Below are 26,666 nucleotides of genomic sequence, written 5' to 3' on the forward strand. Positions count from 1 at the left end.
CGATGTCATGCTGTTCTCAGCTCAAATCCCGCGAAACTCAAGCAGCGTAGGGCCTCATTGATCAGAAACCGGCCTTCGCCGCCAGCGCCGGCGGACTCAATTTCATGTGAGAGGAATCCTGCGCGGCGCCGCACAGCAGTTCACACAAAATTATGAAATTATTAGTTAATTTTTTACCGAATTTTCGCCGCCGGACCAGTGTGGCAAAAACGCGCCGATGCATAAAATTTCCAACGTGGCCGAAAAAGCACGCCGCCCGGCAGGCACAAACATGACTGTGATCATCAATATTTCGCACGGCATTCGGTTTTCTTGCTCTGGTTTCCAACCTATAAGACCACATCTTTCGAAGATGCCAGAAAACAGCATGTGACAGGAAGGCAAGGCTCATGACCGCAACCCGCACCGAAACCGATACTTTTGGCCCCATCGAAGTCGCCGCCGACCGATATTGGGGCGCCCAGGCGCAGCGTTCGCTCGGCAATTTCAAGATCGGCTGGGAAAAGCAGCCGCTGTCGATCCTTCGCGCGCTCGGCATCGTCAAACAGGCGGCCGCCCGCGCCAACATGTCGCTCGGCCAGCTCGATCCGGCGCTGGGCAACGCCATCGTCGATGCCGCCCAGGAAGTGATCGACGGCAAGCTCGACGACCATTTTCCGCTGGTCGTCTGGCAGACCGGCTCCGGCACGCAATCCAACATGAACGCCAATGAAGTCATCTCCAATCGTGCCATAGAAATGCTCGGCGGAGTCATGGGTTCCAAAAAGCCTGTGCACCCGAACGATCACGTTAATATGAGCCAGTCGTCGAACGACACCTACCCGACGGCCATGCACATCGCCTGCGCCGAGCGGATCGCTCACCACCTGCTGCCCTCACTGAAGCACCTGCATGCCGCCCTCGACATGAAGGTCACCGAGTTCAGCCATATCATCAAGATCGGCCGCACCCATACTCAGGATGCCACACCACTGACGCTCGGCCAGGAATTTTCCGGCTACGCCGCCCAGCTCGGCTCGGCCATCAAGCGCATCGAGATGACCCTGCCCGGCCTCTGCGAACTCGCCCAGGGCGGCACCGCCGTCGGCACCGGCCTCAACGCGCCGGTCGGCTTTGCCGAGAAAGTCGCCGAGGAGATCGCCGACATCACCGGCATGCCCTTCGTTAGCGCGCCGAACAAATTCGAGGCGCTCGCCTCCCATGACAGCATGGTGTTCAGCCACGGCGCCATCAATGCGGCGGCTGCCGCTCTCTTCAAGATCGCCAACGACATCCGCCTGCTTGGCTCCGGCCCGCGCGCCGGCCTGGGGGAGCTGGCGCTGCCGGAAAACGAGCCCGGCTCCTCGATCATGCCCGGCAAGGTGAACCCCACCCAATGCGAAGCCCTGACGCAGGTCTGCATCCACATCTTCGGCAACCACGCCGCACTGACCTTCGCCGACAGCCAGGGCCATTTCGAGCTCAACGTCTACAATCCGATGATGGCCTATAACTTCCTGCAGTCGGTGCAGCTGCTCGCAGACGCCGCCGTCTCCTTCACCGACAACTGCGTCGTCGGCATCGAGGCGCGCGAGGACAACATCAAGGCCGGCCTCGAACGCTCACTGATGCTGGTCACCGCCCTCGCCCCCAAGATCGGCTACGACGCCGCCGCCAAGATCGCCAAAACGGCGCACAAGAACGGCACGACGCTGAAGGAAGAGGCACTTGCCAGCGGACTGGTGACATCGGAAGAATATGACGCGATCGTGCGTCCGGAGACGATGATCGGGCCGAAGTAATCGGTTAAGGAGGTCTGCTCCTCTTCTCCACTCGTTCCTTCTTCTCCATGGTCGAAGCAAGAGGGAGCGGGCAAGTTTGGCACTTGCTCCCTCATTCCTGTGACGAGCACAGGAATGAGGGGGTGAGTAGGCGCCCTCATATTTCTTGCCATCGCGGTCGCCCCTGCTGGCATCGGACGGGGAACCCCGCACGACATCAGACAAGCCTCAAACCAACAGCGAAAAATTGTCCATCACCACAGAATTGCCCATGAAGTCGAAGCGGATTTCTTCGATGTCTTCGAGATTGACCTCGAGATTGGGCCCGGTAACCTCGAGCTCCTGTTGATAGACGATCTGGCCGTCGTTCAGGGCAGTGAGCGTCAGATGAAAGGGCGATGCCGACAGTTCGGCGATCGAGACGCTCTGAAAGGTGAACTCCCCGCCATCGACCATTTTCAAGCTTACGGGCGCCGAGCCGGGGGATAAAACGGTGTCGCTGAAACCGTCTTCGGTGATGGCGTCGACGCCCGGAATGGTATCGTAGACAATGCCGTTCAGAAGCGTCACATCGTGGCTGCCGTTCACGGAGAGCGCAAAGCCCCGATAATTGGGGAGAGAGAAATTATCCGCCCTCGATAAGACGCCCATATCATCGAAATCCAGGACTTCGTGGTATTTTTCGCCTTCGTTGACGCCGTCGATCGCAAGGGTCAACACGCCGAGGTCCGTGCCCCCCGAGCCGTCGGACATCTTGTAACTCAGTTTTTCGATGAGCTGATCGGACTTCCCTAAATTCTTCACCACATCCAGCGTGGTATCCAGCTCATATGTGAAGTGACCGTCAGGCTTCACCTTGAAGGTTCCGTACTTGCCCTGAATGATCGTTTCGTGGTCAGGCCCATGTTTGGCGTCGATACGGACGCCATTGACGAAGCGAACATACATGTCCGCACCTTCGGGATCGCTGGCGAGGCGCAGCAGATCGCCCCTGATCCAGTCATGTTCGAAAAAAACCAGAAGGTCGTCGACAGCAGTTGGCTTTGCATTTGTCATTGGAAGCCCCGGCAGGTTAACGCTGCCGAGAATATGAACTGGGCTTGAATTGAAGGCAACCTGAAGTCGGTTGTTTCGCGACAAATGTCGAGTTCTCCCTTGTTTCACTCTCTTATTGCGTGCAACGGGCGGGTTGCAAAACGTGGCACGACATGGCTCCAACTCCACACTCCGCCGTTCCCAATTGCATTTGCATCGCAGCAGATTTAGACCGGTTCCAATTTCAGCGACGCCCACCAGAAAGGTCACTTGGATGGCTGACGATCTCTTCCCCCTCGGCGAGGATGCCACCCCCTACCGCAAGATCAGCAGCGACTACGTCTCGGCCGACAGCTTCAAGGGTCAGGAAATTCTGACGGTCGATCCCGAGGGCATCCGGCTGCTTGCCGAAACTGCCTTTGCCGACATCAACCACCTGCTGCGCCCCACGCATCTGAAGCAGCTTGCCGCCATCCTCGACGACCCTGAAGCGACCGACAATGATCGTTTCGTCGCCTACGATCTGCTGAAGAACGCCAATATCGCCGCCGGCGGCGTGCTTCCGATGTGCCAGGACACCGGCACGGCGATCATCATGGGCAAGAAGGGCCGCAGGGTCTGGACGGAGGGCGGTGATGCGGCGGCGCTTTCGAAAGGCGTGCTCGACGCTTATGAAAAGAAGAACCTGCGTTATTCGCAGCTCGCGCCGATCAAGATGTTCGAAGAGAAGAACACCAGGAACAACCTGCCGGCTCAGATCGATATTTATCAGGAAGGCACCGACTCTTACGACTTCCTCTTCGTCGCCAAAGGTGGCGGTTCGGCCAACAAGACATTCCTCTATCAGGGCACGCCCTCGCTCCTGACCCATGACCAGATGATCGACTTCCTTAAGGAGAAGATTCTGACGTTGGGGACGGCAGCCTGTCCCCCCTACCATTTGGCGATCGTCATCGGCGGCACCTCGGCCGAGATGAACCTGAAGACGGTCAAGCTCGCCTCGACCCGTTATCTCGACGCGCTGCCGACCGAAGGCTCCGAGAGCGGGCATGCCTTCCGCGACGTCGAAATGGAAAAGGAAATCCACAAGCTGACGCAGCAGATGGGCGTCGGCGCCCAGTTCGGCGGCAAGTATTTCTGTCATGACGTGCGTGTCATCCGCCTGCCCCGCCACGGCGCCTCGCTGCCGATCGGCCTCGGCGTCTCCTGTTCCGCCGATCGCCAGGCCAAGGGCAAGATCACGCGCGACGGCATTTTCGTGGAGCAGCTCGAAACCGATCCGTCGAAATACATGCCCGAGATCGACGAGGCGAAACTGTCGGAATCGACCGTGCATATCGACCTCAACAAGCCGATGGCCGAAGTGCTCACCGAACTCTCCAGGCATCCGGTCAAGACGCGCCTTTCGCTGACCGGCACCATTATCGTCGCCCGCGACCTCGCTCATGCCAAGATCCGCGATCGCCTGGAAAAGGGCGAAGGCATGCCCGATTACCTGAAAAATCACCCGGTCTACTATGCCGGTCCCGCCAAGACACCGGCCGGCTATGCCTCCGGCTCCTTCGGCCCAACGACGGCCGGCCGCATGGACAGCTACGTCGACCAGTTCCAGTCCTTCGGCGGCTCGCTGGTGATGCTCGCCAAGGGCAACCGATCGCGCGCCGTGCGCGAAGCCTGCAAGAAACATGGCGGCTTCTACCTGGGTTCGATCGGCGGCCCCGCCGCCCGTCTCGCCAAGGACTGCATCCGCAAGGTCGAAGTGCTGGAATATCCCGAGCTCGGCATGGAAGCAGTCTGGAAGATCGAGGTGGAAGATTTTCCCGCCTTCATCGTCATCGACGATAAGGGCAATGATTTCTTCCAGGAATTGAATTTGGGATAATCGTCTGGTGTGGTCTTCGAAGGCAGGTGAAGGGCAACTGACGGCTTGCCGTCAAGCCCCTGTCCGCCTGCCGGAGAAGGTGCCGCACGCCTTTCAGATATTTGCGCGCTCACTGAATATCTCCAGCGCTTGTCACATCTCCATCATCACCCACCCCAGGATCTCCGTCCGAATGCGCAAGGCGAGACCGGTGTGCTCCAGCAGCACGGCGCCCCCTGCGAAGACGGTGAAAACGAGGATGGCGAAGAAATGGCGCGGGACCTTTCCATAATCTCACGTCCTGATTTTCTGGCAGTATTTCAGGTTTGCCGGTGAAAATTGTCATTCCGCAATATGCATACGAAATAGGAGACAACCAAACTTGCTGTCGACAAGATGAATACGATCTTCAACCAGAAAAGATGTGTAAGTTTTTTAAATACGCCTCCCGCGCAACGGGTATACACTGTCCCGATGAAGATGCATTTTTCCATGAAGAATCAGAGACCTGCCTGAAGTATAGACCCACTGCGAAGTTTTCATATGTAATCTTTGGTATATATCGCTTTAATCTTTTCCCAAGAAATTTAAGCTAACAAATAAATATTGCCTTCGAAAAAATGAGGAGTTTGCCGAATGAATACGGCTGTCGCGCCCAAGGTGCAGGTTCCCGACGTAGCGGGCCAGATCACCTATGCCATGCGCTCGATGGGCGTTGCGCCGATACCCCGCAATTACGAACTCTTCTACGAAGCCTATATCGGCTCCAATCCGGCCCTCACCCGCGAACTCGCAGCTCTCGGCAGCCAGGCGACACAGGCCGAACTCGATGCGCTGGGCGCGCAGTATTTCACCAGCACCCCCGTACGCGTTTTCGACGATGCCCATACGCGCATATCAGGCGAACTCGACGGCCTGCTGCGGATACTGAGGCAGGAGCAAAGTTCGCTCGAAAGCTATACAAGGCTGCTCGGCGAGACTCATAAGCGCATCACCTCCAAAAGCAATGCCAGCGTCGAACTGATCGAAAGCGCTATCGAACTTTTGAGCCAGGCGACCGGCGATACCATGGCGCATGGCGAACGTACCGTCGAGGACGTTGTCCAGCGCTCGCAGGAGATGGACCAGGTCCGAAAGGAACTCGACGAATACAAGCGCATTGCCAACACCGATTCGCTGACGCGCCTTTCCAACCGTCGCGCCTTCGACGACCGGCTGGCAGCGGTCTTCAACAATCCCGGCATGCGGCCGATAACGGCCCTGCTGCTCGCCGACATCGACAATTTCAAGAAGATAAACGACACCTACGGCCATCCTGTCGGCGACAAGATCCTGGCCACCGTCGCTTCCGTCATCCGCAGCAATGTCCGGCGAGATGTCTTTGTCGCCCGTGCCGGCGGCGAGGAATTTGCCCTGATCATCGAGGGCAACACGGCCGAGGAAGTGACGGCGATCGCCGAACGCATCCGCCGCACGTTGGAAACCACGCCGTTCAAGAATTCCCGGACCCGGGTGAATTACGGCCCGATCACTGTTTCGATCGGCATCTGCATGGCCTCGAATGCCGAGGATGCCGGCGAACTCTACAGCAAGACCGACATCGCGCTGTACGGCGCCAAGCACGCCGGCCGCAACTGCATCGTCCTCTATCAGGATGGCATGCAGAAGGACTTCAGCAAGAGCTGGCTGATCTACAAGGCTTGACGCTGAACCCTCATGATAGGGCACGCTGTCGCCACTAGGTGACAACCCTTCTTTCGTCATGCTCGGGCTTGTCTCGAGCATCTGCCGCCAGTGCAGCAGCTCCTCGGCAAAGGCCAAGGATGACGTCGATTAAAGGGCGAGCTTTGTCAAAACTGCACCGTCGCAATGAGATGACAGTGTTTACCACATCGTCTTCGCCGCCCGTCCCGGCCATTCCCGGTCGTAGGTTTCCTGATCGAAATCGCTGACGGCGGCCTTCAGCATCTGGCCCGGCGTCGGCAAGTTCGCCGGATCGGTGAAATGCGCAGCGTTCCACAGTTCGGCCCGCATCACCGCTCGCGCGCACTGGAAATAGACCTCGTCGATCGAGATGACGACGACGGTGCGTGGATGTTTGCCGTCCATTTCGAAACTCGAAAGCAGTATCTCGTCATTTGAAACGACACCGCGGCCATTGATACGCATCGTCGTGTTCGAGCCGGGGATCAGGAACATCAGCGCAAGCCGAGGGTCGCGCACGATGTTGGAGAGCGAATCCACGCGATTGTTGCCGCGCCAATCCGGCAGATGCAGCGTCTCGTCGTCGACAACGCGAACTACGCCACCGAGATCGCCGCGTGGCGAACAATCGAGCCCTTCCGGGCCTACGGTCGCCAGTGCCGCAAACGGCGAGCTTTCGATCATCTGGCGATAGAGCGGCGTCAGCCGCTGGGTCACCTTGTCGACCGAGGCCTGCGACAGCCCGGCGCCATAGATCGTATTGAGCTCTTCGATGCTGCTGATGATTTTCATGAAGCGTCCCGCCGCGGCTGATCTTTGCCACGGACGCTACAATGCCGCGCGCCTCGCCGGAAGCTCAAAAAACGGAATGATCTCTGCATCTTTTTTGATGCTTTCGCCGGCGTCCTCGTCCGCGTCGCCTTTAAGAAAGGCCGCGATCGCACCGAGCACGGGAGCCGCGCCGACGATGCGCCGGTGACCGAAGCCGTTCGCCCAGAACAGCCGCACAGTCTCGCCCGCCGCGTCATAACGCCTGGCGTGGGCCGGCGACACCTCTTTGTCGTCCTCGGCGTGGATGACGAGCACAGGCCAACCAAGCATGCCGGCCGTCTCGCTAGCTTCGAAATCCTCGAGTCTCCGCCCAGTGACACGATGGACTTCATTCTCCAGCGCAGCCTGCGCAGCCGGGTGAAGCCCGATCATCCGGCCGAAATCGGTAAAGAGCCAGGCCATGTCGCTCGGCGCGCCGATCAGCACCAGTCGCTCGCAGATGGCCGGCGCCGCATCGGGAATCAGGCCTGCCGCCGAGACCATCAGTACTGCGCCCCCGAAGGAATGGCCGATTGCAGCGTCGAATGCACCGAACCGCTCTCCTGCCGCTGCGACTGCCTGGACAGCAAGTCCCATATGTAGGAAGCGCCCGCCCGCCCGCCCGTGACCGGGAAAATCGAGCGCCACCACCTCGGCGCCCGTCGCCGCCAGCACCGAAACGAGATCTGTCATATAGACGGCGCTCGAGCCCCAGCCATGTGTGACGAGGTAGCGCTTGCGCTGGCCGATTGGCCCTCCGTTCAGGCGATAAGCATGCGCCTTGGCGCCGCCGGCGAGCCTGAGCACGAAACGTTCCGCGCCGGCAAGCCGTGCCGCACCAGCAGCATACGCTGCCTTCGCCTTTTCGCCCGTCGGCCGTCGCGATGGTGTGCGGCAGAACAGCAGGAATGCCGCCCTGCCCGCCAGCCGCGGCGAAATCGTCTGCAGAAGCCGGAATCCGAGGCGGGTGACCTTAAGCGCGAAATTTGCCATAGTGGGAATCCAAAAGACTGTTCAACACTGAACAATAAAGTGCAACGATGAACAAAAATCAATCCCTTCCCTGGGATCATCCGCGTTTTCGCAGCTGGATTGCGGTGGCGCGCGCCTGTCAGCTCATGCAACAGTCCCTGGCGCGCTCGCTTGCCGATCTCGACATCAAGCCGCCGCATCTCGATATCCTCGTGAATCTCTACCGTTTCGAGGCCATCTCGCAGCAGGAACTGGCGCGCAAGCTCCTCGTCGGCCGCTCCAATATGAGCATGCTCTTACCGCAGATGGAAAGGCGCGGGCTGATCGAGCGGCGCGGCGACGAGCGTGACAAGCGGGTGCTGCGCCTTTATCTCACCGGAGAAGGCCGCAAAGTAACCGAGGCAGCGATGGCGATCCAGACCGATCTCATCGAGCGCACGCTCTCCGACGAGCCGATCGAGCAATGCACGGCGACCGCCACCTCGATGGAGCGCATCATCGCCGTGCTGCTGAAAGATCTGCGCGATGACGGGTGATGATCAATGCAGCGACGGTGCCGTCGACGCGCCGCTCAGCGATCGGTACTCCCAGGCGGCGACGATGATCAGCACCAGCGTCGCCAGAATACCCAGCAGATAGATCTCGATGAAGGGGGCCACGAAGGCCAGCAGGACCACAAGCACGAGGCCGGCAAGATGCGACAGCGGTATCTGACCGCTAGTCGCGCCCTTGAACCAGAGATTGCCGACGAGGAACAGGCCGGAGCCGCCGAGCACCGCCGCGGCGACGCCGAAATCGCCCGTCTCGTGCGGATGCGAGAACATGAATTCGACCGCCACCGCATGCACGATGATGCCGGCCAGAATCGGAATATGCCCATAGGTGAAGGCCTGCCGGGCCAAGGCACCCGGCGTTTCCTCATGCTCAATGCGATGAGCTGCGCGCCCGTGGCCGAAGCGGAAATAGAGCCACCACATGGTGACGGTGCCAACGAAGCCGGTGACGAAGACGATGCTCGTCAGTCCTGAGATCGGCAACTCGGAAAAGGTACGGCCGGAAACGAGGATCGCTTCGCCGAGGCAGATAATAACGAAGAGCGCGCAGCGCTCGGCCATGTGCGCGCCGGACACGTCCCAGTCGCTTGGAACCGAACGGCCGAGCCCCGGCACTGCAAAGCCTGCGGCTGGCCCGGCATATTCAATAGCAAGCGCAATCATCCAGACAATCAACCTGGCTTCATGCTCGAGCAAGCCACCGGCGATCCAGAAGACGCCGGCCGCCGCTAGCCAGCTTGTGATGCGCACGAAATTCAGCGTATTGGCCCGGTCGACGCGGGTCATCGCGTAGGTCGTAAACAATGAGCGTCCGACCTGCATCGCCGCATGGGCCCCGGCAAAGAGCAATCCCTTGTCTCCGAAGGCCTCGGGGATGGAGGCGGAAAGCACCAGCCCGAGCATCATCAGCACCACCAGCATGCCACGCACCGGCATCCTGTCGGGATCGAGCCAATTCGTCACCCAGGCGGTGAAGATCCACACCCACCAGACGGCGAAGGTCATCAGCGCCGCTTCGACGGCGCCGAGCGGCGTATAATGAGCGGCGAGCGCATGCGAAAGCTGCGAGATCGAAAAGACGAAGACCAGGTCGAAGAACAGTTCAAGGAAGGTCACCTTGCTGCCGGCGGCGCTGCCCTTGGCGCGCAGCCAGTTCTTCCTATTCGCTTTCGCCATGTGTCCCCCGGTGGCCATGTATTGAAATTCAGCGCGGCTTTTCCGCCGTGTCGCGGTTCATGCCCTTTTCCCGAAGCTCGTCCTCATAGGCCGAAAACAGCTCTGCCCCCCGTTCGCCCAGTTCGCGCAGGTAGGTCCAGGTGTAGATACCGGTATCGTGCATGTCGTCGAAACCGATTCGAACCGCATAATTGCCGGTCGGCGTCATCGAGATGATCGCGACATTGCGTTTGCCCGGCACCGTCACCTTCTGTCCCGGCCCGTGGCCCTGCACCTCGGCAGACGGTGACAGAACGCGCAGGAGTTCGGCCGAAAGATCGAATCTCTGGCCGTCGTTGAAGGTCACCACCAGCCGCTGCCGGTCCTTTGAAACGCGAAGTTCGCTCGGCCAGATATCGTTCATCTCTATCACCCTCTTTCCCTTGGAGAAGTAGGCGTTCGGCTTTTTCGAGGCAAGCGCAAATTAGCGTGTGCGAAATCCGTTTCCCTTGACGGGGCAATCACATATGCACAAATAGAAACATGTCGCTTGAAAACGGCCGGGGTTCGGCTTGGCGCGCTACAATCGCGCCGCGGAGGAATTGGTGAATACGAGAGTGGGAACGATAGGCAGCGCATCGCCGCTCAAGGCAGATGCACATCCGATGATCGATCCTTTCGGCCGGACGGTCACCTATCTCCGCGTCTCCGTCACGGACCGCTGCGACTTCCGCTGCACCTATTGCATGGCGGAGAATATGACCTTTCTGCCGAAGAAGGATCTCTTGACGCTCGAAGAGCTCGACCGTCTCTGTTCCGCCTTCATCGCCAAGGGTGTCAGCAAGATCAGGCTGACCGGCGGCGAGCCGCTGGTGCGCAAGAACATCATGTATCTGGTGCGCAAGCTCGGCGAAAAGATCGGTTCCGGCCTCGACGAACTGACGCTGACGACCAACGGCTCGCAGCTTTCCCGCCATGCCGCCGAACTTTATGATTGCGGCGTGCGCCGCATCAACGTCTCGCTCGATACGCTCGATCCCGACAAATTCCGTAAGATCACCCGCTGGGGCGATTTCGACAAAGTCATGGAAGGCATCGACGCGGCGCAGAAAGCCGGTCTGAAGATCAAGCTCAATGCCGTGGCGCTGAAGAATTTTAACGATGCCGAGGTTCCCGATCTCTTGCGCTTCGCCCATGGCCGCGGCATGGACCTCACCGTCATCGAAACCATGCCGATGGGCGAGATCGAAGAGGACCGCACCGATCAATACCTGCCGCTCTCCGAGCTGCGCGCCGATCTCGAACGTCAGTTCACGCTAACTGACATAGATTACCAGACCGGCGGCCCGGCGCGTTACGCCAGGGTTGCCGAGACCGGCGGCCGTCTCGGCTTCATCACACCGATGACCCATAATTTCTGCGAAAGCTGCAACCGCGTCCGGCTCACCTGCACCGGCACGCTCTATATGTGCCTCGGCCAGAACGACGCCGCGGATCTCCGCGCCGCACTCCGCGCCACCGAAGACGACGCCCTCCTCCACGCCGCCATCGACGAAGCCATCACCCGCAAGCCCAAAGGCCACGACTTCATTATCGACCGGACTCATAATCGTCCCGCTGTGGCCCGGCATATGAGTGTCACTGGCGGGTGATGTTTGACGAGAAAGCCCATCCACCCTCATTCCTGTGCCTGTCACAGGAATCCAATGCGTCCAAGTCCTTGGGCGCGAGAGAGTCCCTTCCTGTGATAGGGGTCATTCACGGCTGGCGGCGCTCAGCGCCCTCCCCATCACCCAGGCTTACGCGCACAAATCGCAAACCGCTCCTGCATCATCCGCTCCAGCCCGCGCAGGAACGGCATCTTGCGCGCCTGCGCCCAATGAATATCGCCAAGCTTGCGGTCGACCACAATCTCCACGAAGCCGGCCTTGCTGAGAAGATCGACGATCGCTTCGGCCGGCATCTCGTGGGAAAAGTGCACGCGGGAGCGGATACTCTGGTGCCGTGCCATCATCTCCGGTGACATGTGGCTTGCCGCCGGTTTGCCCGTCACCTTTGTCCAAAACTTCTGCAGGCTCTTCACCCAGGTTTCCCGGCCCATATTGCCGTCGACGATCAGCACCTTGCCGCCCGGCTTCAGCACTGAAAACCATTCCTTGAAGGCCGAAGCCGGGTCCACCAGCGTCCAGACGAGATGGCGGTTGGTGATGGCGTCGTAGCTATCCTTCGGCTCCATGGTGTTTTCAGCGTCGCCGGAGACGAAGCGGATATCGGTACCGCGCTTCTTCGCCTTGGCGCGCGCCTGCGCCAGCATCGCATCCGACCAGTCGAGCCCCGTCACCTTGAAGCCGGCATCGTTCATCAGATGCGAAATGACGGCCGTGCCGCAGGCAAGGTCGAGCGCCGCGCGCCCCTGCCCCTCGCCGAGATGCTTTCGGATCAGCCGCCGCCAGCCCTTCCGTTCCGCTTCGGAAAAGATTTCATGGCCGACGCTTTGATCGAAGGTCGCCGCTCTTTCCGACCAGAAATCGCGGATTTCATCGCGGATCGTGTAGTTCGTGTTCATGGAATTCATCGCAGGCACCCCCGGTCGTATCAGTTTGGAAATGCTCTAAAACATATAACTTGATTCACAAAGTCATATTTCTTATGCCTGCGGACATTATTCAGACGTCAGGGGAATTTCCAGATGAATTTCGTGAAAATGCTCGCAGTTTCCGCAGCTGCGATTGCCGGCTTGATGCCGCTTTCGGCGCCCGCCCAGTCCTTTACCATCAAGGATGTGGCTGGCCGCGAAGTCAGCTTCGACAAGCCGGTCGAACGTGTGATCCTTGGAGAAGGCCGCATGCTCTACGCCGTCGCGCCGATCGAGAAGGAAGATCCCTTCGTCAAGATCGTCGGCTGGCGCAACGATCTCTGGACCACCGACAAGGACGGCTTCACCGCCTATGTCGAGAAGTTTCCCAAGGGCAAGGACCTGCCCTTCCTCGGGAACCTGACCGACGGCACGCTGCAGACCGAAGCGGTCGTCAAGCTTCACCCGGACGTGCTGCTTCTGCCGATCGGCAACAAGAACGCGGCTGACGAAGTGAAGCTCGAGGAGATGCTCTCCGGCATCGGAGTGAAGATCGTCTACATCGATTTCCGCGAGCATATTCTCGCCAACACCGTGCCGAGCCTGAAGATTCTCGGCAAGCTCTTCGGCCATGAGGACCGTGCCGAGGCTGTCGCCAGCTTCTGGAAGGAACAGATGGCGCGCGTCACCGACAGGCTGAAGGCGGCCAATCCGCCGAAGCCTGGTGTTTTCATGTATCGCGCCGCCGGCCTGGTGGAATGCTGCGGCACATTCGGCCCGGATAATTTCGGCCTGATGGTCGATTTGGCCGGCGGCCACAATCTCGGCTCCGATTTCCTGCCCGGTTATACCGGCTCCATCAATGCCGAACAGGTCGTCGCCTCCAATCCCGAGGTCATCGTCGTCACCGGCTCCAACTGGAGCCAGACCAAGAATGCCAAGGATTATGTCAATGTCGGCCCGAATGCCACAGCCACCATCGGCGACAGCCGCAAGGCGCTGATCACGCTGATGGAAAACCCCGCTTTCACCGGCTCCAGGGCCGTGGCCGGCGGCAATGTTCATGCGATCTGGCACCAGTTCTATACCAGCCCCTACCAGTTCGTCGCCGTCCAGCAACTGGCCAAATGGCTCCACCCGAACCTCTTTGCCGATCTCGATCCCGATGCCACCTTCAAGGAGTTTCACGAAAAATTCCTGCCGGTCGCCTATCAGCCGGGTTACTGGGTCGACGCCAGGATCGGACAGTAAATCGCTATGGCCGAGATTGCCGCACATTCGATCGACGTGGAAGCCGGGAGGGAGCGCTACCGCGCTCTCGCCCGGCGCAAGCTGCTGATCCTTTTCGCCATGACGGCAGCGCTCTGCCTGTCCTTCGCCGTCGATCTCGCCTGGGGGCCGGCTCGCTACAGTCTCGGCGACGTCGTCTCCGCCCTCCTCGACCCCGCCTCCGTTTCCGATCAGATCCGCGCCGTCGTCTGGGGCATCCGCATGCCGGTCGCCATCATGGCGATCGTCGTCGGCGCGTCGCTCTCCGTCGCCGGCGCGCAGATGCAGACGATCCTCGCCAATCCGCTCGCCAGCCCGTTCACCTTGGGCATTTCGGCGGCGGCAAGCTTCGGCGCGGCCCTGGCGATCGTCACCAGCGTTCCGCTTCTGCCCGTTGCTGCCGGCCTGCTGGTGCCGGTCAATGCCTTCATCATGGCGCTGATCGCCACGCTGTTCATACATTTCGTCTCGCAGGCCCGCGGGGTCTCGGTACAGACGGTGGTGCTGCTCGGCATCGCCCTGGTCTTCACCTTCAATGCCGCCCTCGCCTTCCTGCAATATCTCGCTTCCGAACAGGCACTGTCGGCGGTCGTCTTCTGGACGATGGGCAGCCTCACTAAGGCGACGTGGCCGAAGATCTGGGTGACGCTCGCCGTACTGCTGGCTGCCCTTCCGCTCTTTGCCCGCAATGCCTGGGCGCTGACCGCCATCCGCCTCGGCGAGGACAAGGCCGCAAGCTTCGGCGTCAATGTCCGCCGCATCCGGCTGGAAACCATGCTCGTCGTCTCGCTGCTTGCCGCCGTGCCGGTCAGCTTCGTCGGCACCATCGGCTTCGTCGGCCTCGTCGGACCGCACATCGCCCGCATGATCCTCGGCGAGGACCAGCGCTTCTTCCTGCCGGGCTCGATCCTTTCGGGCGCACTGTTGCTGTCGCTGACCTCGATCGTCTCGAAATCGATCATCCCAGGCGTCGTCTTCCCGATCGGCATCATCACCGCACTCGTCGGCGTGCCCTTCTTCTTTTCGCTCATCCTCTCGAACAGGAGCCGATCATGGTAGCGCTTCATTTGCAGTCGGTCGGCGCCTATCACGGCCGCAAGCTTTTCGTCGAAGATGTGACGACGCCGGTGATGACATCGGGCGAGTTGATCGCGGTGATCGGCCCGAACGCCGCCGGCAAGTCGACGCTCTTCAAGCGCATCACCGGCCTGCTCAAGGGCCCGGGCCGTGTCGTCGTCGAAGGCTCAAAGGCGAAAAACGCCATCAGCTACATGCCGCAGGATACCTCCGCCAATGCGGTGCTGACCGTCTACGAATCCATCCTGCTCGCCCGCAAGCAGGGCCAGTCCTGGGCCGTCGGCGATGGCGACCTGCGCTTCATCGACGAGATCATGGCAGCGCTCGATATCACTTTGCTCGCCTTCCGCGATCTCGGCGCGCTCTCCGGCGGCCAGCGCCAGCTCGTCTCGATCGCCCAGGCGCTGGTGCGCGAGCCCGAAATCATGCTGATGGACGAACCCACAAGCGCCCTCGACCTGCACCGCCAGATCGAAGTCCTCGATTTCATGCGCCGCCGGGCGCGTGCCAAAGGCATGCTCGTCCTGATCGCCATCCACGACCTCAACCAGGCGCTGCGCTTCGCCGACAAGGTGATGGTCATCGCCAACGGCCGCATGCGCGCCTGCGGCGCGCCGAGAGATGTGGTCACTGCGGAGATGCTGCGGGAGATTTACATGGTCAAAGCCCGGATCGAGAAATGCTCGCTGGACCACGATCATGTCATCGTCGATGGGACGGCGCATTGACTCAGGGGAGCGAAGCCTTGAAGGACGAGGCGGGCCTTCCCCCTACCCCATCAATCGGTCAGTCGCTGCGCGGTAAACTTGTCAGTCACAAGCATATCGATCACCCCGACGCGCAGCGCGCCGGCGATCGCCTCGGTCTTCTTGGCGCCACCGGCAAGGGCAATGACCCGGTCCACCCGTTCGAGATCCTCGAGCGGAAGCCCTATCACCCGATCATCAAGCGGTGTCTTGACCGGCTTGCCGTTCCTATCGAAGAAGCGAAGCGAAATATCGCCCACGGCTCCCGCTTCCGCGAGATCGGAGAGTTCGCGGGCCGAAAAAATGTTGCCGGAACGCGCAAGAAGTTCGGATGGTTCGACGGCGCCGATGCCGACGATCGCAAGCGTTATGCTGCCGAAGAGGTCCATCGTCTCGCGGACGTACGGATCGGACTGCATCAGAAGTTTTGCCTCCCTTGACGTCGTCACGCCCTGCACGGGAAGCAGTTTCGGCTCGGCCCCGGTCAGCCGTGCAAGCCGCGTGGTCAGCTGCGTCGCATGCGTCTGCACCGAAGGATCTCCCATGCCTCCAAGGGTCTGGACGACGTATTTCGCCTGGGCGCTTTTCTGAGGATGAATGTTCTCGACCATCTTGAAAATGGTCTGGCTCCAGCTCGAAACGCCGATGATCTCACCCGGCGCAAGCGTCACCTCCAGGAGATGAGCCGCTGCCTCGCCGATACGGGCCATGATGGCGCCGTCCCGATCTTCCGTGCACTCGACGACGATCGCCTCCGGCAGATCGTATTTCTCGCGAAGCGCCGCCTCGAGCTCGCTATAGGTGCCGACGGGAGGGATCACACTGGTTCTGACGATATCTTCAGCCTCGGCGCGCTTCAGCATGCGCGACACCGTCGCCTGCGACAAGCGAAGGTGCTCCGCGATCTCCGCCTGTCGCCGTCCCTCGATATGGTACATCTGGGCGACCCTTGAAATGAGGCGGAGTTCGTTGAGGCGAGTCATCGCTAATCCCAGATTGAATTTTTATTCACCTTTAGCCTTTGTTTCGCGGAACGTCGAGCGGACGAGCGCATCATTCCAGCGATCGAGAAGTCCCGCCCGATCGAGGGATTGCGGCTCGATAATCTCGGTGTTTCGCGGCAGCTCCGCGACAATCTGAAGATCGCCCCACAGACCGAGTGACAGCCCCGCCAAATAGGCCGCGCCCAACGCCGACGCCTCGGGTGCCTCGCATTGGATCACCGGATGTTCGATAAGGTTGGCGACGCACTGCATCAGGAAGCGGTTCCGGCTCGGGCCGCCATCCACATAGAGCGCGCCAAGCGCGCCGCCGCTCTGCGTCCGCATGGCCGCGATCACGTCATGCACCTGCAGGGCGATGGAGTCGGTCACCGACCGGGCCATTTGCGCGCGTGTCGTATTGAAGTTGATCTGGGAGAACAGGGCTCGGGCGTCGGCATTCCAGTAAGGCGCCCCCAGTCCCACGAATGCCGGCACGAAGCCAGGCCCGCCCGGCTCGGCGCTCGCTGCAAGTTCGACGAGCGCCGCCACATCCGCAAGGCCGAGAATATCGGCCATCCAGGGAAGACTGGCGGCACAAACGAGAATATTGCCTTCGAAGGCGAAAGTCGGCCTCCCCCCGATACGCCACGCGACGGTTGTTGTCACGCCGTTACGCGGGGGAATGAAGTGCGGAAGCGTCGTCATGACCGACGAGCCGGTCCCGAAGGTCACCTTGCCGTCGCCCGGCTTGAATGCCCCATGACCGAACAGGGCGGCGTGGCTGTCTCCGATCGCGGCCATGATGGGGGTGCCGTCCGGCACACCCGGCAACCCTTGCGTTCTGCCGAAATCGGCCGAGCTGTCGAGCACCTCGGGCAGCAGCGCGATATCGACGCCGAAAATCTCGCCGAGTTCCTCGCTCCATCTCTGCTCCTTCAGATCGAACAACTGGCTCCTGGCGGCATTCGACGCGTCGCAGGCATGCCGGCGCCCGCCCGTCAGGCAGTGGACGAGCCAGCTGTCGATCGTTCCCAGCCGCACCGATCGCCCAGCCGGAACCCGGTCGAGCAGCCAGCGGAATTTCGAACCTGGGAACATCGCATCCAATGGCAGGCCGGTGAGCGCCTGCACCCGGTCAAGCTGGCCTTCGGCAATCAGACGTTCGCAATCCTGCGCCGTTCGGCGGCACTGCCAGCTGACCACCGGCCCAAGAGCCTCTCCAGTATCGGCGTCCCAGGCAGTGACGGACTCGCGCTGGTTGGAAACGGCCACGGCCTCGATCGTCACATCGCGACCGGCCGTCAGGCAGGCGTCGACCGCCTCGCAGACCGAGGCGTAGAGCCGGCGTGGGTCTTGTTCGACCCAGCCCGGCTTCGGATAGGAGATGCCGACCGGCGCCGAACCTCTGCCGACGATTTCTCCGTTCTCGGAAACCAGAACCGCCTTCGAATTGGTCGTGCCCTGGTCGATTGCCAGAATTGCCCGCATTCTATCCTCCCCGGATCAAGTCACGGCCGAAACGGCAAAAACGTTTCGGCCGGTCGCTGGATCCTATTACTTGCGCTTGATCAGCGCTTGCGCGGCGTCGGCGATTGCGAAAGGCGCCATCCCGAATTCGTCGAGCAGGAATTCTGCCGATCCGGTCGGGGCGTAGACGCCGGGAACGCCGAGACGCTTCATCGGCACCGGCGCATTGTCGACCACCACTTCGGCGACGGCGGAGCCGAGCCCGCCAAAGATCGAATGCTCTTCGGCTGTGACGATCGCCCCGGTCTCCCTGGCAGCAGTGATGATAGCCTCCTCGTCGATGGGACGAACCGTTGCAAGGTTGAGTACTCTGGCATTGATGCCGCGCTCAGCGAGGATTTCGGCCGCCTTGAGAATGCGATGGGTCAAAGTGCCGTTGGCGATCAGGGTGACGTTGGAACCCTGGCGAAGGAGATTTGCCTTGCCAAGTTCGAACTTATGGCCTTCCGGAAGCAGGTCGGGCACGCCGACCCGTGACAGACGCAGGAAACAAGGCCCGTCATAGGTCGCGGCCCAGGCAACGGCAGCAGCGGTTTCGATGCGGTCACAAGGCGCAATGACCGGAAGATTGGGCAGGACCCGTGTCCAGGCGAAATCTTCGATCGAGTGATGGGTCGGGCCGAGCTCGCCATAGGCCATGCCGGAGGAGATGCCGACCAGCTTGACGTTGGCGTTCGAGTAGGAAATGTCGGCCTTGATCTGCTCGAGCGACCGCCCGGTGAGAAATGGAGCGGCGGCGCAGACGAACGGAAGCCGTCCGCCATTGGCGAGCCCTGCGCCGACGCCGACCATATTCTGCTCTGCGATGCCGACATTGACGAGGCGTTCGGGAAATTTGGACTTGAAGCCGCCGAGCTTGGACGAACCGACAGAGTCGTTGCAGACGGCAACGATCGTTTCGTTTTCAGCGGCCAGCCGCTCAAGCGTGGCGGCGAATGCGTCGCGGCAATCATAGAGCTTGGGAGGGTTGATTGTCGCGTTCATTACAGTGCCTCCGACAATTCTGCCAATGCGATTTCGTATTGTTCTTTGCTCGGCACCTTGTGGTGCCAGTCAACCCGGTCCTGCATGAACGAGATTCCATGGCCCTTGTTGGTACGGGCGACAATACAATGCGGTCTCGCCCCCCGGTGTTCGAGAGCAGGAACGATTTCGCTCATCGTGTTGCCGTTGATCTCGGTGACTTCCCAATCGAAGGCTTCAAGCTTCGGACGAAGCGGCGCGAGATCGTTGGTTTCGGCCAGCGCCGCGCCCTGCTGGAACCTGTTGTGGTCGATGACCAGCGTCAAGTTGTCGAGCTTGAACTGGGCTGCCGCCATGATCGCTTCCCAGTTGGAGCCTTCCTGCATCTCGCCGTCACCGGTGACAACGTAGGTGTGAAATTTCGCACCCGAGAGCTTGGCCGCTTTCGCCATTCCGACTGCGACCGGGAGACCGTGGCCGAGCGGGCCGGTATTCGTTTCGACGCCCGGAACCTTGTTGCAGTTCGGATGTCCGTTCAGCCTCGAATGCGGCTGCAGGAAGGTGGAAATCTCCTCCTCCGGGATGAAACCGCGTTTTGCGAGTGTCACATAGAGGGCGCATGCCGTATGTCCCTTTGAGAGAACGAACCTGTCGCGGTCGGGATGTCTCGGCTGATCTGGCCAGACTTTCAGCACACGAAAATAGAGCGCCGTCAATATGTCGATCACTGACATTTCCCCGCCAATATGGCCGGCGCCCGCTTCAAAGACCGCCTGAAGATCGCGCAATCGGATCTCGCGGGCGATGCGCTCAAGTTCTGTCGTATCCATCGATTTCCTCGCGTGCATAAATATTCACTAGTCAATATTTTTGCACAAGACTCTGATTAGTCAACCCCCCTTGTACCAAGTACCACAGACATCCACCCGACGAAATCCTGTTGACAGCTGGAAAGCAAGTTGTTAATGAATTTTCCAGCAGGAGTGAATAATTATTCTAGCCTGAACAAATATCGGATACAGGCCTACGCAGAGGGAGGAGCAATGGTGGCGCTCGATATCAATGAACACAGGCTTTCGTCCGGTGCGTGGTTGAGCAAGCTCAAGGGAGCGACCGGCCCACTCGTCGGGCTGCTCGTGCTGTGCGTCTTTCTGAGCGTCAGCACAGACACGTTTCTTTCGCTTCGAAACGGCCTCAACATCCTCGACCAGATCACCGTTCTCGGCATCATGGCGGTCGGAATGACCTTCGTCATCCTGATCGGCGGCATCGATCTCTCCGTCGGCTCGGCACTCGCTTTGGCGATGATGGTCATGGGCTGGACTGCCAACGTCGCCGGCCTGCCGCTGCCGGTCGGGATCGCCTTTGCGCTGATCGCCTCGGCGGTATCGGGCCTGATCGTCGGACTGCTGGTGACGCAATTCAGGGTTCCGGCCTTTATCGCCACTCTGGCAATGATGTCGGCCGCCCGCGGCGTTGCAAACATGATCACCGATGGCCAGCAGATCGTCGGCTTCCCCGACTGGTTCATGATGCTGGCGATCGATCGCCATTTCGGCGTCATGACAGCCACGGTCTTTCTGATGCTGGCGGTGGTTCTTGCGGCCTGGCTTTTCCTGCACTTTCGGTCCGAAGGCCGGATGCTCTATGCGGTGGGCGGCAACGCCGAAGTCGCGCGCCTCGCCGGCATCAACGTTCCGCTGGTGACGATCGGCGTCTATGTCATGAGTGCGGTCCTTGCGGGGCTTGCCGGCGTCGTGCTCGCCGCCCGGCTGGATTCCGTCCAGCCGTCCAGTGGTCTGGGCTATGAGCTGGACACCATCGCTGCGGTCGTCATTGGCGGCACTTCGCTCTCCGGCGGCGCCGGCGGCATCGGCGGAACGCTGATCGGCGTTCTGATCATCGGTGTCCTGCGCAACGGTCTCAACCTTCTCAACGTCTCACCGTTTCTTCAGCAAGTGATCATCGGAATCGTCATCGTGCTTGCGGTCGGCGCGGAGACCATTCGGCGGCGTCGCGCCTGACGAGCGGGGTCCGCCGCGTTGGCGGACCCGGAATTCCGCCCCGGGCTTCGGGACGGATCAATACCCCGAGGGGGAGGACATACCCGAGGGTTCCATCAAACAACGGAGGAAATACAATGAAAATAGCGCGCACCATGCTCGCGTCTGCTGCACTGCTCGGCCTCATGCTTGGCCCCGTACACGCGGCGGAACTGAAGAAGCTCGGCCTCGCCGTTGCCAACCTTCAGGCAAACTTCTTCAACCAGATCAAGCAATCGGTCGAGGCCGAAGCCAAGAAGCGCGGCATCGAAGTCATCACGGTCGACGCAAAGGGCGACGGGCCGACACAGGTCAACCAGATCCAGGATCTTCTGACCCAGAAAATCGACGCTCTGATCTACATTCCGGCCGGTGCGGCGGCTGCGACCGTTCCGGTCAAGCTCGCAAAGAGCGCCGGCATCCCGGTCGTAAACGTTGACCGCAACGCCGAGGGAGCACCGGGCGATACATTCCTTGCGACGGACTCCGTCGCCTCTGCCAAGGCCGTCTGCGACTACATTCTGAAGGAAGCCGGCGGCAAGGGTAAGATGGTCATCATCCATGGCCAGAAGGGCACGACGCCGGAAGTTGATCGCTCGAAGGGCTGCGCTGAATCCCTGAAGGCATATCCTGATGTCAAGGTCGTCGCCGAGCAGTTCTCCAACATCTGGAGCCAGGACGAAGGCTTCCAGATCATGCAGAATATGCTGCAGGCAAATCCGGACGTTTCGATCGTGTTCGCACAGGCTGACGGTCTCGCCCTTGGCGCCGCCCAGGCGATCAAGGTCGCCAATCCGTCGCAGAAGATCGTGGTCGGCGGCTTCGATGGCGACACCGCAGCGCTCGAAGCCCTCAGCAAAGGTGTCTTCAACGTGACTGCGACGCAGCAGACGCAGAAGATGGGCCGCGATGCGGTTGAAAATGCCGCCAAGCTTGTCGCCGGAGAAAAGGTGCCGCCGGTCCAGCTCCTGGATGCCACGCTGACAACCAAGGAAAACGTGGCAGGCTTCATCGCCAACCATCCCTGATAAAGTAGGTCTTGAGGAGGTGTGCCGTGACTGATCCCGTTCTTTCCCTGAGGGGCATATCCAAGTGGTATGGGCCGCTCCAAGTTCTGAAGGATGTCAGCTTGGACGTCTATCCGGGCGAAGTGGTTGCACTTCTCGGTGAAAACGGAGCGGGCAAGTCGACGCTGTCGGGCATCATTGCCGGATCCCGCACGCCCTCCGAAGGATCGATGACATGGCTGGGGCAACCTTATGCCCCGGCCACCCCGAGGGAAGCGATCGACAAGGGCGTTGTCCTGATCCACCAGGAGCTGCAGCTTCTGCCGCAGCTGTCGATCGCAGAAAACGTCTTCATCGGACGCTGGCCGATGAAGAACGGCGCCGTCGACCGTGCCCAGATGGTTCGCCGGGCCCAAGACCAGCTCGCCCGCTTGAACCTTCACATACCCGCGACGCGGACGGTCGCCGGCCTCTCCACCGCAAATCAGCAACTTATCGAGATCGCCAAGGCGCTGGCTCTCAACGCAAAGCTGCTGATCCTCGATGAGCCGACAGCCGCCCTTGGCGGCGCAGAGACGGAAGCTCTGTTCGAACAGGTTCGCAAGCTTCGCTCGGAAGGCGTCGGCATCGTCTATATTTCCCACCGCATGGAAGAGATCAAGCAGATCACCGACCGCATCGTCGTTCTTCGTGACGGCGAGCGCGTGCAGGAATTCTCCGACAGCGCGACCCCGGTGCGAACGATCGTTGAGAGCATGGTCGGACGCCCGCTCGACCGCTTGTTCCCCACCCTGCCCGTTCCGACAGATCGTCCGGTGCTTCAAGTCTCCGGGTTGAGCTCGCCGGACGACTCCTTCCGTAACGTCACCTTCGAGGTGCGGGCCGGTGAAATTCTCGGCATCGCCGGCTTGGTCGGCGCCGGCCGCACCGAACTGGTGCGCGCAATTTCGGGCGCCGATCCGATCAGTGCCGGTTCGATCAAGCTGGAAGGCGAGGAACTCAGGCTGCGCGACCCGGCGGACGCGATCGCCAAGGGAATCGTGATGGTTCCGGAAGACCGCAAGGAGCAAGGCCTGATTGTCGGGCACCGGATCAGCGAGAACATTATCTACGCCAATCTCGACAAGCTGGGCGGTGGCTGGATCACACCGCGCCTCAAGCGCTCCTTTGCGGAAAAGGCGGTGGCCAAGTTCGGCGTCAAGGGCCGTGCCGAGCAATACGCCTCGGACCTTTCAGGCGGCAACCAACAGAAGGTCGTGATCGCCAAGTGGCTCATGCGCGATCCCAAGGTCGTCGTGCTTGACGAACCGACCAGAGGCATCGATGTCGGCGCTCGCGCCGGCATTTACGACATCATCGTCAATCTTGCCAAACAGGGCGTGGCGGTCATCGTCGTAAGCTCGGACCTCGAGGAAGTTCTCGGCGTCTCCAATCGCATTCTCGTGCTTGCACAAGGCAAGCAGGCGGGGATCCTCAATCGTGACCAGGCCAATGACGTTTCGGTCATGGAACTGGCTACCATCTAAAGCAATTCCAGCAAAAGTGTGCAGCGGTTTTGCGTTAGGAACTGTGTGAAAAAAAAGAGATAGAGCTTTTTCGAGATTCGAAGAAAAACGGAAATGCTCTGAACAGACAGAGAAAGGAAGAGCGGTGTCCGACATCACTCTGAACGCCCCTAAGCTTTTCGATCTCAGCGGTCAGGTTGCCATCGTTACCGGCGCCGGGAGCGGCATTGGGCAGCGAATTGCTATCGGCCTTGCGCAATGCGGCGCCGACGTGGCTCTGCTGGACCGCCGGACCGATGACGGACTGGCCAGGACGGCTGAACATATCCGCGCTGCCGGCTGCCGCTCGATCCAGATCGCGGCTGACGTTACCAACAAATCCTCCCTTGCAGATTCGGTCGCACGCACCGAAGCCGATCTCGGCGCTCTGACGCTTGCCGTCAATGCTGCCGGCATCGCCAACGCCAACCCGGCGGAAGAGATGGAGGAAGATCAATATCAGACGCTGATGGATATCAACCTCAAGGGCATATTCCTGTCCTGCCAGGCCGAGGCCCGTGCCATGTTGAAGAATGGACGCGGCTCCATCGTCAACATCGCCTCCATGTCCGGTGTGATCGTCAACCGCGGCCTGAGCCAGGCGCATTACAACGCCTCCAAGGCGGGCGTCATCCACATGTCGAAATCCCTGGCGATGGAATGGGTCGACCGCGGCATTCGCGTCAACACAATCTCCCCCGGATACACGGCAACGCCGATGAACACCCGTCCGGAAATGGTCCACCAGACCAAGCTCTTCGAAGAGCAGACGCCAATGCAGCGCATGGCAACGGTCGACGAGATGGTGGGTCCGGCGGTGTTCCTGCTGTCGAATGCAGCAAGTTTTGTAACCGGCGTCGATCTTCTCGTCGACGGCGGTTTCTGCTGCTGGTGATGCGATCAGAAGCCGGCAGTTGGAATATGAACGGTCTCGCTCCCTCCCTGGCTGAGATCGAGGCGCTGAAGGGACTAACGGGCATGATGACGTGCGATATCGTCGTCTGCCCGCCCTTCACGCCGGACAGCCGCTGCCGCGCCCATTTGCCGTCTATTGAAGGATGCGAGGAAAGCCATGAAACGCTTTGAGCAAAAGACTGTCGTCATTACCGGGGGCAGCCGCGGTATCGGCGCCGCGATCGCCAGGCGCTTTGCGCGCGAAGGCGCCAATCTCGTCGTCTCGGCCAATGAAGATCTGGTCCACGGTGTCGCCGAGCACATCAGAACCGAAGGCGGTAAGGCGATCTCTTTCGTGGGCGATGTCACCGACAAGGCGAGCGTCGTAGCGCTCTACGATGCGGCCGAAAAGGAATTCGGCACTCTCGACGTCTCGATCCAGAATGCCGGCGTCATCACCATCGCCCGTGTCGAGGACCTGACCGAAAATGAGTGGGACAAGGTCATGGCCGTCAACACCAAGGGCGTCTTCCTCTGCGCCCAGGAGGCCATTGCAAGAATGCGCAAGCAAAAGCGCGGCGGCCGCATTATCAACACCGCCTCCGGCCAGGCCCGCGACGGCTTCATCTACACCCCGCATTACGCCGCCTCGAAAATGGGCGTCGTCGGCATCACCCAGAGCCTGGCCAAGGAAGTCGCGACCGAAAACATCACCGTCAACGCCTTCTGCCCCGGCATCATTGAAACCGATATGTGGGCCTATAACGACCAGGCTTGGGGCAAACTGCTCGGCAACTATGCCCCCGGCGAACTGATGAAGGAATGGGTCGAAGGCATCCCGATGAAACGCGCCGGCTCCGGCGAGGACGTCGCCGGCCTGGTCACTTTCCTCGCCAGCGACGACGCCGCCTACATCACCGGCCAGACGATCAATGTCGACGGCGGGTTGATTATGTCTTAGGTGGCCTTGGGGCGGCATTGAAGCAGCCACTGCCTTTGGCTTCCCGCTCAAGGCGTCGTCGCTGACGCTCCTCACCCCCCTCATCCGCCCTACGGGCATCTTCTCTCCGCTGGGGCGAAGGGGGAGCAACACACGGTGGCCACACCTATCGCGACGTCTCAAATGGAGCGAGGCGCCGCCGCGATTCCGCTTCTCCCCAGCGGGGAGAAGATGCCGGCAGGCAGATGAGGGGGCGCACGGCACATGGCACATCTTTCATTGCCTGGGCAAAATGCCCCCTCACCCATCCTACGTCCGGCTGATCGAAACCCCACCATCCGCCAGCATCGCCGTCCCCGTCACGAAGCTCGACAGATCCGACGCCAGGAACAACGCCGCATTGGCGATCTCTTCAGGCTGCGCCATGCGCTTCAGCGCATGCAATCCTTCGACGAAGGCGAGCAGATCAGGCGTTGCATCCGGTGCATTGGTGATGCTGGCGGGCGTATCGGTGCCGCCGGGAAGGAGGGCATTGACGCGGATATTCTGCTGCCCGAGTTCGGCGGCGAGCACCTGCACGAGGCCGATCAGCCCCGCCTTGCTCGCCGCATAGGCGGCCATGCCGGGCATGCCGGCAGTGTGGCCGACGAAGGTGGAGGTGAAGATCAACGAACCGCCACCCTCACCCATCGCCGCCGACTGGTGCTTCGCGCCGAGGAAAGCGGCGGTGAGATTGGTCTCGATCGTCTCGCGCCAGCCCTCCAGCGACAATCCGGCAACCGGCCCCATCTCGCCGAGACCGCCGGCATTGTTGAAGGCGATGTCGAGCCCGCCGAAGCGCGAGACCGCCATGTCGGTAAGCCTTGCCTGCAGCACCTCGTCCCTGACATCGCCGGCAACGGCGACGGCTTCTCCACCCTCCGCTTCGATTTCGGCGACAACGGCGTCGAGTGCATCCTGCCGCCGGCCGTTGATCACCAGCTTCGCACCTTCCCGTGCAAAGACCTTGGCAGCCGCGCGGCCGATGCCCGAGCTTGCGCCGGTGACGATTGCGGTTTTTCCGTTCAGAAGTGTCATGTCGGTTCTCCTCGATTGTTGAGGCATCCCAGATCTCAGACATTCGGCGCTGCAGCCACCCGGTTCCTGCGCGCAACAACAAAGGCCCCGATGGCATATCGTCTCGGTCAGATCAGTTTCGTCGGGATCGCCGCATCCGACATGCCGGTTTCACCAGACAAAACCGCCGCT

General features: G+C 60.7%; 26 protein-coding genes. 14 read left to right on the top strand and 12 right to left on the bottom strand.

Annotated elements, in window-relative coordinates; all coding sequences use genetic code 11:
• Positions 1 to 61: 61 nt before the first annotated feature.
• Positions 62 to 391, bottom strand: a complete 330-nt coding sequence (locus tag HJB91_RS20610) for a hypothetical protein (protein ID WP_210631721.1) — start codon at positions 389 to 391, stop codon at positions 62 to 64.
• Between HJB91_RS20610 and fumC the strand changes: the two genes are divergently transcribed.
• Positions 390 to 1,781, top strand: a complete 1,392-nt coding sequence (gene fumC, locus HJB91_RS20615; RefSeq protein WP_210631069.1) for a class II fumarate hydratase — start codon at positions 390 to 392, stop codon at positions 1,779 to 1,781. The two genes, HJB91_RS20610 and fumC, sit on opposite strands and share 2 nt — an antisense overlap.
• Before the next feature lie 207 nt (positions 1,782 to 1,988).
• Here the strand turns inward: fumC and HJB91_RS20620 are convergent, their stop codons facing one another.
• Entirely contained in the window at positions 1,989 to 2,816 is an 828-nt protein-coding gene (locus HJB91_RS20620; protein WP_210631613.1) for a VCBS domain-containing protein, read from the bottom strand.
• A 253-nt stretch (positions 2,817 to 3,069) separates the two neighbouring features.
• Here HJB91_RS20620 and HJB91_RS20625 point away from each other — a divergent pair, with 253 nt between their 5' ends.
• Positions 3,070 to 4,677 carry a fumarate hydratase gene (locus HJB91_RS20625; protein WP_221155816.1) on the top strand — a complete coding sequence of 536 codons (1,608 nt, stop codon included), beginning with the start codon at positions 3,070 to 3,072 and terminating at the stop codon, positions 4,675 to 4,677.
• A 615-nt stretch (positions 4,678 to 5,292) separates the two neighbouring features.
• Positions 5,293 to 6,360, top strand: coding sequence for a GGDEF domain-containing protein (locus tag HJB91_RS20630; RefSeq protein WP_210631067.1), 1,068 nt, complete (start codon positions 5,293 to 5,295; stop codon positions 6,358 to 6,360).
• Between the two features lie 180 nt (positions 6,361 to 6,540).
• On the opposite strand, the gene HJB91_RS20635 is transcribed toward HJB91_RS20630, so the two are convergent.
• Positions 6,541 to 7,152 carry a pyridoxamine 5'-phosphate oxidase family protein gene (locus HJB91_RS20635; protein ID WP_210631066.1) on the bottom strand — a complete coding sequence of 204 codons (612 nt, stop codon included), beginning with the start codon at positions 7,150 to 7,152 and terminating at the stop codon, positions 6,541 to 6,543.
• Positions 7,153 to 7,188: 36 nt separating this feature from the next.
• Positions 7,189 to 8,163 (bottom strand): alpha/beta hydrolase, encoded by a 975-nt coding sequence (locus HJB91_RS20640; RefSeq protein ID WP_210631065.1) that lies wholly within the window; start codon positions 8,161 to 8,163, stop codon positions 7,189 to 7,191.
• A gap of 47 nt (positions 8,164 to 8,210) precedes the next feature.
• Between HJB91_RS20640 and HJB91_RS20645 the strand changes: the two genes are divergently transcribed.
• Positions 8,211 to 8,678 carry a MarR family winged helix-turn-helix transcriptional regulator gene (locus tag HJB91_RS20645; RefSeq protein ID WP_210631064.1) on the top strand — a complete coding sequence of 156 codons (468 nt, stop codon included), beginning with the start codon at positions 8,211 to 8,213 and terminating at the stop codon, positions 8,676 to 8,678.
• 3 nt (positions 8,679 to 8,681) lie between these two features.
• On the opposite strand, the gene HJB91_RS20650 is transcribed toward HJB91_RS20645, so the two are convergent.
• Together HJB91_RS20650 and HJB91_RS20655 are read right to left on the bottom strand one after the other, a co-directional pair.
• Positions 8,682 to 9,872, bottom strand: a complete 1,191-nt coding sequence (locus HJB91_RS20650) for a low temperature requirement protein A (RefSeq protein ID WP_221155817.1) — start codon at positions 9,870 to 9,872, stop codon at positions 8,682 to 8,684.
• A gap of 28 nt (positions 9,873 to 9,900) precedes the next feature.
• Positions 9,901 to 10,275 (bottom strand): gamma-butyrobetaine hydroxylase-like domain-containing protein, encoded by a 375-nt coding sequence (locus tag HJB91_RS20655; RefSeq protein WP_210631062.1) that lies wholly within the window; start codon positions 10,273 to 10,275, stop codon positions 9,901 to 9,903.
• 181 nt (positions 10,276 to 10,456) lie between these two features.
• On the opposite strand from HJB91_RS20655, the gene moaA reads away from it, so the two are divergent.
• On the top strand, positions 10,457 to 11,503 hold the full coding sequence (gene moaA, locus HJB91_RS20660; RefSeq protein ID WP_221123387.1) for a GTP 3',8-cyclase MoaA: 1,047 nt from the start codon (positions 10,457 to 10,459) through the stop codon (positions 11,501 to 11,503).
• Between the two features lie 137 nt (positions 11,504 to 11,640).
• Here the strand turns inward: moaA and HJB91_RS20665 are convergent, their stop codons facing one another.
• Complete coding sequence (locus HJB91_RS20665; RefSeq protein ID WP_210631060.1) at positions 11,641 to 12,426, bottom strand: methyltransferase domain-containing protein; 786 nt, start codon at positions 12,424 to 12,426, stop codon at positions 11,641 to 11,643.
• Between the two features lie 114 nt (positions 12,427 to 12,540).
• Between HJB91_RS20665 and HJB91_RS20670 the strand changes: the two genes are divergently transcribed.
• The 3 genes from HJB91_RS20670 to HJB91_RS20680 are packed head-to-tail and all read left to right on the top strand — an operon-like array spanning position 12,541 to position 15,500.
• Entirely contained in the window at positions 12,541 to 13,677 is a 1,137-nt protein-coding gene (locus tag HJB91_RS20670; RefSeq protein ID WP_221155818.1) for an ABC transporter substrate-binding protein, read from the top strand.
• 6 nt (positions 13,678 to 13,683) lie between these two features.
• Positions 13,684 to 14,754: an iron ABC transporter permease gene (locus HJB91_RS20675; RefSeq protein ID WP_210631058.1), complete on the top strand. Its 1,071-nt coding sequence runs from the start codon at positions 13,684 to 13,686 to the stop codon at positions 14,752 to 14,754.
• Positions 14,748 to 15,500 (top strand): ABC transporter ATP-binding protein, encoded by a 753-nt coding sequence (locus HJB91_RS20680; protein ID WP_221123388.1) that lies wholly within the window; start codon positions 14,748 to 14,750, stop codon positions 15,498 to 15,500. The genes HJB91_RS20675 and HJB91_RS20680 overlap by 7 nt, the downstream gene beginning before the upstream one ends.
• Positions 15,501 to 15,550: 50 nt before the next feature.
• Here the strand turns inward: HJB91_RS20680 and HJB91_RS20685 are convergent, their stop codons facing one another.
• The 4 genes from HJB91_RS20685 to HJB91_RS20700 all read right to left on the bottom strand — a co-directional run bounded on the left by HJB91_RS20685 (position 15,551) and on the right by HJB91_RS20700 (position 19,821).
• On the bottom strand, positions 15,551 to 16,501 hold the full coding sequence (locus tag HJB91_RS20685; protein WP_210631056.1) for a sugar-binding transcriptional regulator: 951 nt from the start codon (positions 16,499 to 16,501) through the stop codon (positions 15,551 to 15,553).
• 21 nt (positions 16,502 to 16,522) lie between these two features.
• Complete coding sequence (locus HJB91_RS20690) at positions 16,523 to 17,989, bottom strand: FGGY family carbohydrate kinase (RefSeq protein ID WP_210631055.1); 1,467 nt, start codon at positions 17,987 to 17,989, stop codon at positions 16,523 to 16,525.
• A 66-nt stretch (positions 17,990 to 18,055) separates the two neighbouring features.
• Positions 18,056 to 19,012 carry a transketolase family protein gene (locus tag HJB91_RS20695; RefSeq protein ID WP_221155819.1) on the bottom strand — a complete coding sequence of 319 codons (957 nt, stop codon included), beginning with the start codon at positions 19,010 to 19,012 and terminating at the stop codon, positions 18,056 to 18,058.
• Positions 19,012 to 19,821: a transketolase gene (locus HJB91_RS20700; RefSeq protein WP_221155820.1), complete on the bottom strand. Its 810-nt coding sequence runs from the start codon at positions 19,819 to 19,821 to the stop codon at positions 19,012 to 19,014. Before HJB91_RS20700 ends, HJB91_RS20695 begins: the two co-directional genes overlap by 1 nt.
• 213 nt (positions 19,822 to 20,034) lie before the next feature.
• On the opposite strand from HJB91_RS20700, the gene HJB91_RS20705 reads away from it, so the two are divergent.
• The 6 genes from HJB91_RS20705 to HJB91_RS20730 all read left to right on the top strand — a co-directional run bounded on the left by HJB91_RS20705 (position 20,035) and on the right by HJB91_RS20730 (position 25,439).
• Positions 20,035 to 21,015, top strand: coding sequence for an ABC transporter permease (locus HJB91_RS20705; RefSeq protein ID WP_221155821.1), 981 nt, complete (start codon positions 20,035 to 20,037; stop codon positions 21,013 to 21,015).
• Positions 21,016 to 21,131: 116 nt separating this feature from the next.
• On the top strand, positions 21,132 to 22,061 hold the full coding sequence (locus HJB91_RS20710; RefSeq protein ID WP_003540275.1) for a sugar ABC transporter substrate-binding protein: 930 nt from the start codon (positions 21,132 to 21,134) through the stop codon (positions 22,059 to 22,061).
• Positions 22,062 to 22,087: 26 nt separating this feature from the next.
• The gene (locus HJB91_RS20715) at positions 22,088 to 23,566 is read left to right on the top strand and encodes a sugar ABC transporter ATP-binding protein (RefSeq protein WP_210631052.1); all 1,479 of its coding nucleotides are present in this window, start codon (positions 22,088 to 22,090) and stop codon (positions 23,564 to 23,566) included.
• Positions 23,567 to 23,690: 124 nt separating this feature from the next.
• Positions 23,691 to 24,479, top strand: coding sequence for an SDR family oxidoreductase (locus tag HJB91_RS20720; protein WP_221123390.1), 789 nt, complete (start codon positions 23,691 to 23,693; stop codon positions 24,477 to 24,479).
• A gap of 26 nt (positions 24,480 to 24,505) precedes the next feature.
• On the top strand, positions 24,506 to 24,670 hold the full coding sequence (locus tag HJB91_RS20725; protein WP_210631720.1) for a hypothetical protein: 165 nt from the start codon (positions 24,506 to 24,508) through the stop codon (positions 24,668 to 24,670).
• Positions 24,657 to 25,439 carry a glucose 1-dehydrogenase gene (locus HJB91_RS20730; RefSeq protein WP_221155822.1) on the top strand — a complete coding sequence of 261 codons (783 nt, stop codon included), beginning with the start codon at positions 24,657 to 24,659 and terminating at the stop codon, positions 25,437 to 25,439. Before HJB91_RS20725 ends, HJB91_RS20730 begins: the two co-directional genes overlap by 14 nt.
• A 288-nt stretch (positions 25,440 to 25,727) precedes the next feature.
• Here the strand turns inward: HJB91_RS20730 and HJB91_RS20735 are convergent, their stop codons facing one another.
• Positions 25,728 to 26,495, bottom strand: a complete 768-nt coding sequence (locus HJB91_RS20735; protein WP_210631049.1) for an SDR family oxidoreductase — start codon at positions 26,493 to 26,495, stop codon at positions 25,728 to 25,730.
• Positions 26,496 to 26,666 lie beyond the last annotated feature (171 nt).

This window comes from Rhizobium sp. NLR10b (genome assembly GCF_019685435.1).
Taxonomy (GTDB): domain Bacteria; phylum Pseudomonadota; class Alphaproteobacteria; order Rhizobiales; family Rhizobiaceae; genus Rhizobium.

Bases quoted from the DNA above. Each gene is read 5' to 3' on its own strand.
- fumC (WP_210631069.1), top strand. From the start codon at position 390: ATGACCGCAACCCGCACCGAAACCGATACTTTTGGCCCCATCGAAGTC.
- HJB91_RS20610 (WP_210631721.1), bottom strand. From the start codon at position 391: ATGAGCCTTGCCTTCCTGTCACATGCTGTTTTCTGGCATCTTCGAAAG.
- HJB91_RS20620 (WP_210631613.1), bottom strand. From the start codon at position 2,816: ATGACAAATGCAAAGCCAACTGCTGTCGACGACCTTCTGGTTTTTTTC.
- HJB91_RS20625 (WP_221155816.1), top strand. From the start codon at position 3,070: ATGGCTGACGATCTCTTCCCCCTCGGCGAGGATGCCACCCCCTACCGC.
- HJB91_RS20630 (WP_210631067.1), top strand. From the start codon at position 5,293: ATGAATACGGCTGTCGCGCCCAAGGTGCAGGTTCCCGACGTAGCGGGC.
- HJB91_RS20635 (WP_210631066.1), bottom strand. From the start codon at position 7,152: ATGAAAATCATCAGCAGCATCGAAGAGCTCAATACGATCTATGGCGCC.
- HJB91_RS20640 (WP_210631065.1), bottom strand. From the start codon at position 8,163: ATGGCAAATTTCGCGCTTAAGGTCACCCGCCTCGGATTCCGGCTTCTG.
- HJB91_RS20645 (WP_210631064.1), top strand. From the start codon at position 8,211: ATGAACAAAAATCAATCCCTTCCCTGGGATCATCCGCGTTTTCGCAGC.
- HJB91_RS20650 (WP_221155817.1), bottom strand. From the start codon at position 9,872: ATGGCGAAAGCGAATAGGAAGAACTGGCTGCGCGCCAAGGGCAGCGCC.
- HJB91_RS20655 (WP_210631062.1), bottom strand. From the start codon at position 10,275: ATGAACGATATCTGGCCGAGCGAACTTCGCGTTTCAAAGGACCGGCAG.
- HJB91_RS20665 (WP_210631060.1), bottom strand. From the start codon at position 12,426: ATGAATTCCATGAACACGAACTACACGATCCGCGATGAAATCCGCGAT.
- HJB91_RS20670 (WP_221155818.1), top strand. From the start codon at position 12,541: ATGAATTTCGTGAAAATGCTCGCAGTTTCCGCAGCTGCGATTGCCGGC.
- HJB91_RS20675 (WP_210631058.1), top strand. From the start codon at position 13,684: ATGGCCGAGATTGCCGCACATTCGATCGACGTGGAAGCCGGGAGGGAG.
- HJB91_RS20680 (WP_221123388.1), top strand. From the start codon at position 14,748: ATGGTAGCGCTTCATTTGCAGTCGGTCGGCGCCTATCACGGCCGCAAG.
- HJB91_RS20685 (WP_210631056.1), bottom strand. From the start codon at position 16,501: ATGACTCGCCTCAACGAACTCCGCCTCATTTCAAGGGTCGCCCAGATG.
- HJB91_RS20690 (WP_210631055.1), bottom strand. From the start codon at position 17,989: ATGCGGGCAATTCTGGCAATCGACCAGGGCACGACCAATTCGAAGGCG.
- HJB91_RS20695 (WP_221155819.1), bottom strand. From the start codon at position 19,012: ATGAACGCGACAATCAACCCTCCCAAGCTCTATGATTGCCGCGACGCA.
- HJB91_RS20700 (WP_221155820.1), bottom strand. From the start codon at position 19,821: ATGGATACGACAGAACTTGAGCGCATCGCCCGCGAGATCCGATTGCGC.
- HJB91_RS20705 (WP_221155821.1), top strand. From the start codon at position 20,035: ATGGTGGCGCTCGATATCAATGAACACAGGCTTTCGTCCGGTGCGTGG.
- HJB91_RS20710 (WP_003540275.1), top strand. From the start codon at position 21,132: ATGAAAATAGCGCGCACCATGCTCGCGTCTGCTGCACTGCTCGGCCTC.
- HJB91_RS20725 (WP_210631720.1), top strand. From the start codon at position 24,506: ATGAACGGTCTCGCTCCCTCCCTGGCTGAGATCGAGGCGCTGAAGGGA.
- HJB91_RS20730 (WP_221155822.1), top strand. From the start codon at position 24,657: ATGAAACGCTTTGAGCAAAAGACTGTCGTCATTACCGGGGGCAGCCGC.
- HJB91_RS20735 (WP_210631049.1), bottom strand. From the start codon at position 26,495: ATGACACTTCTGAACGGAAAAACCGCAATCGTCACCGGCGCAAGCTCG.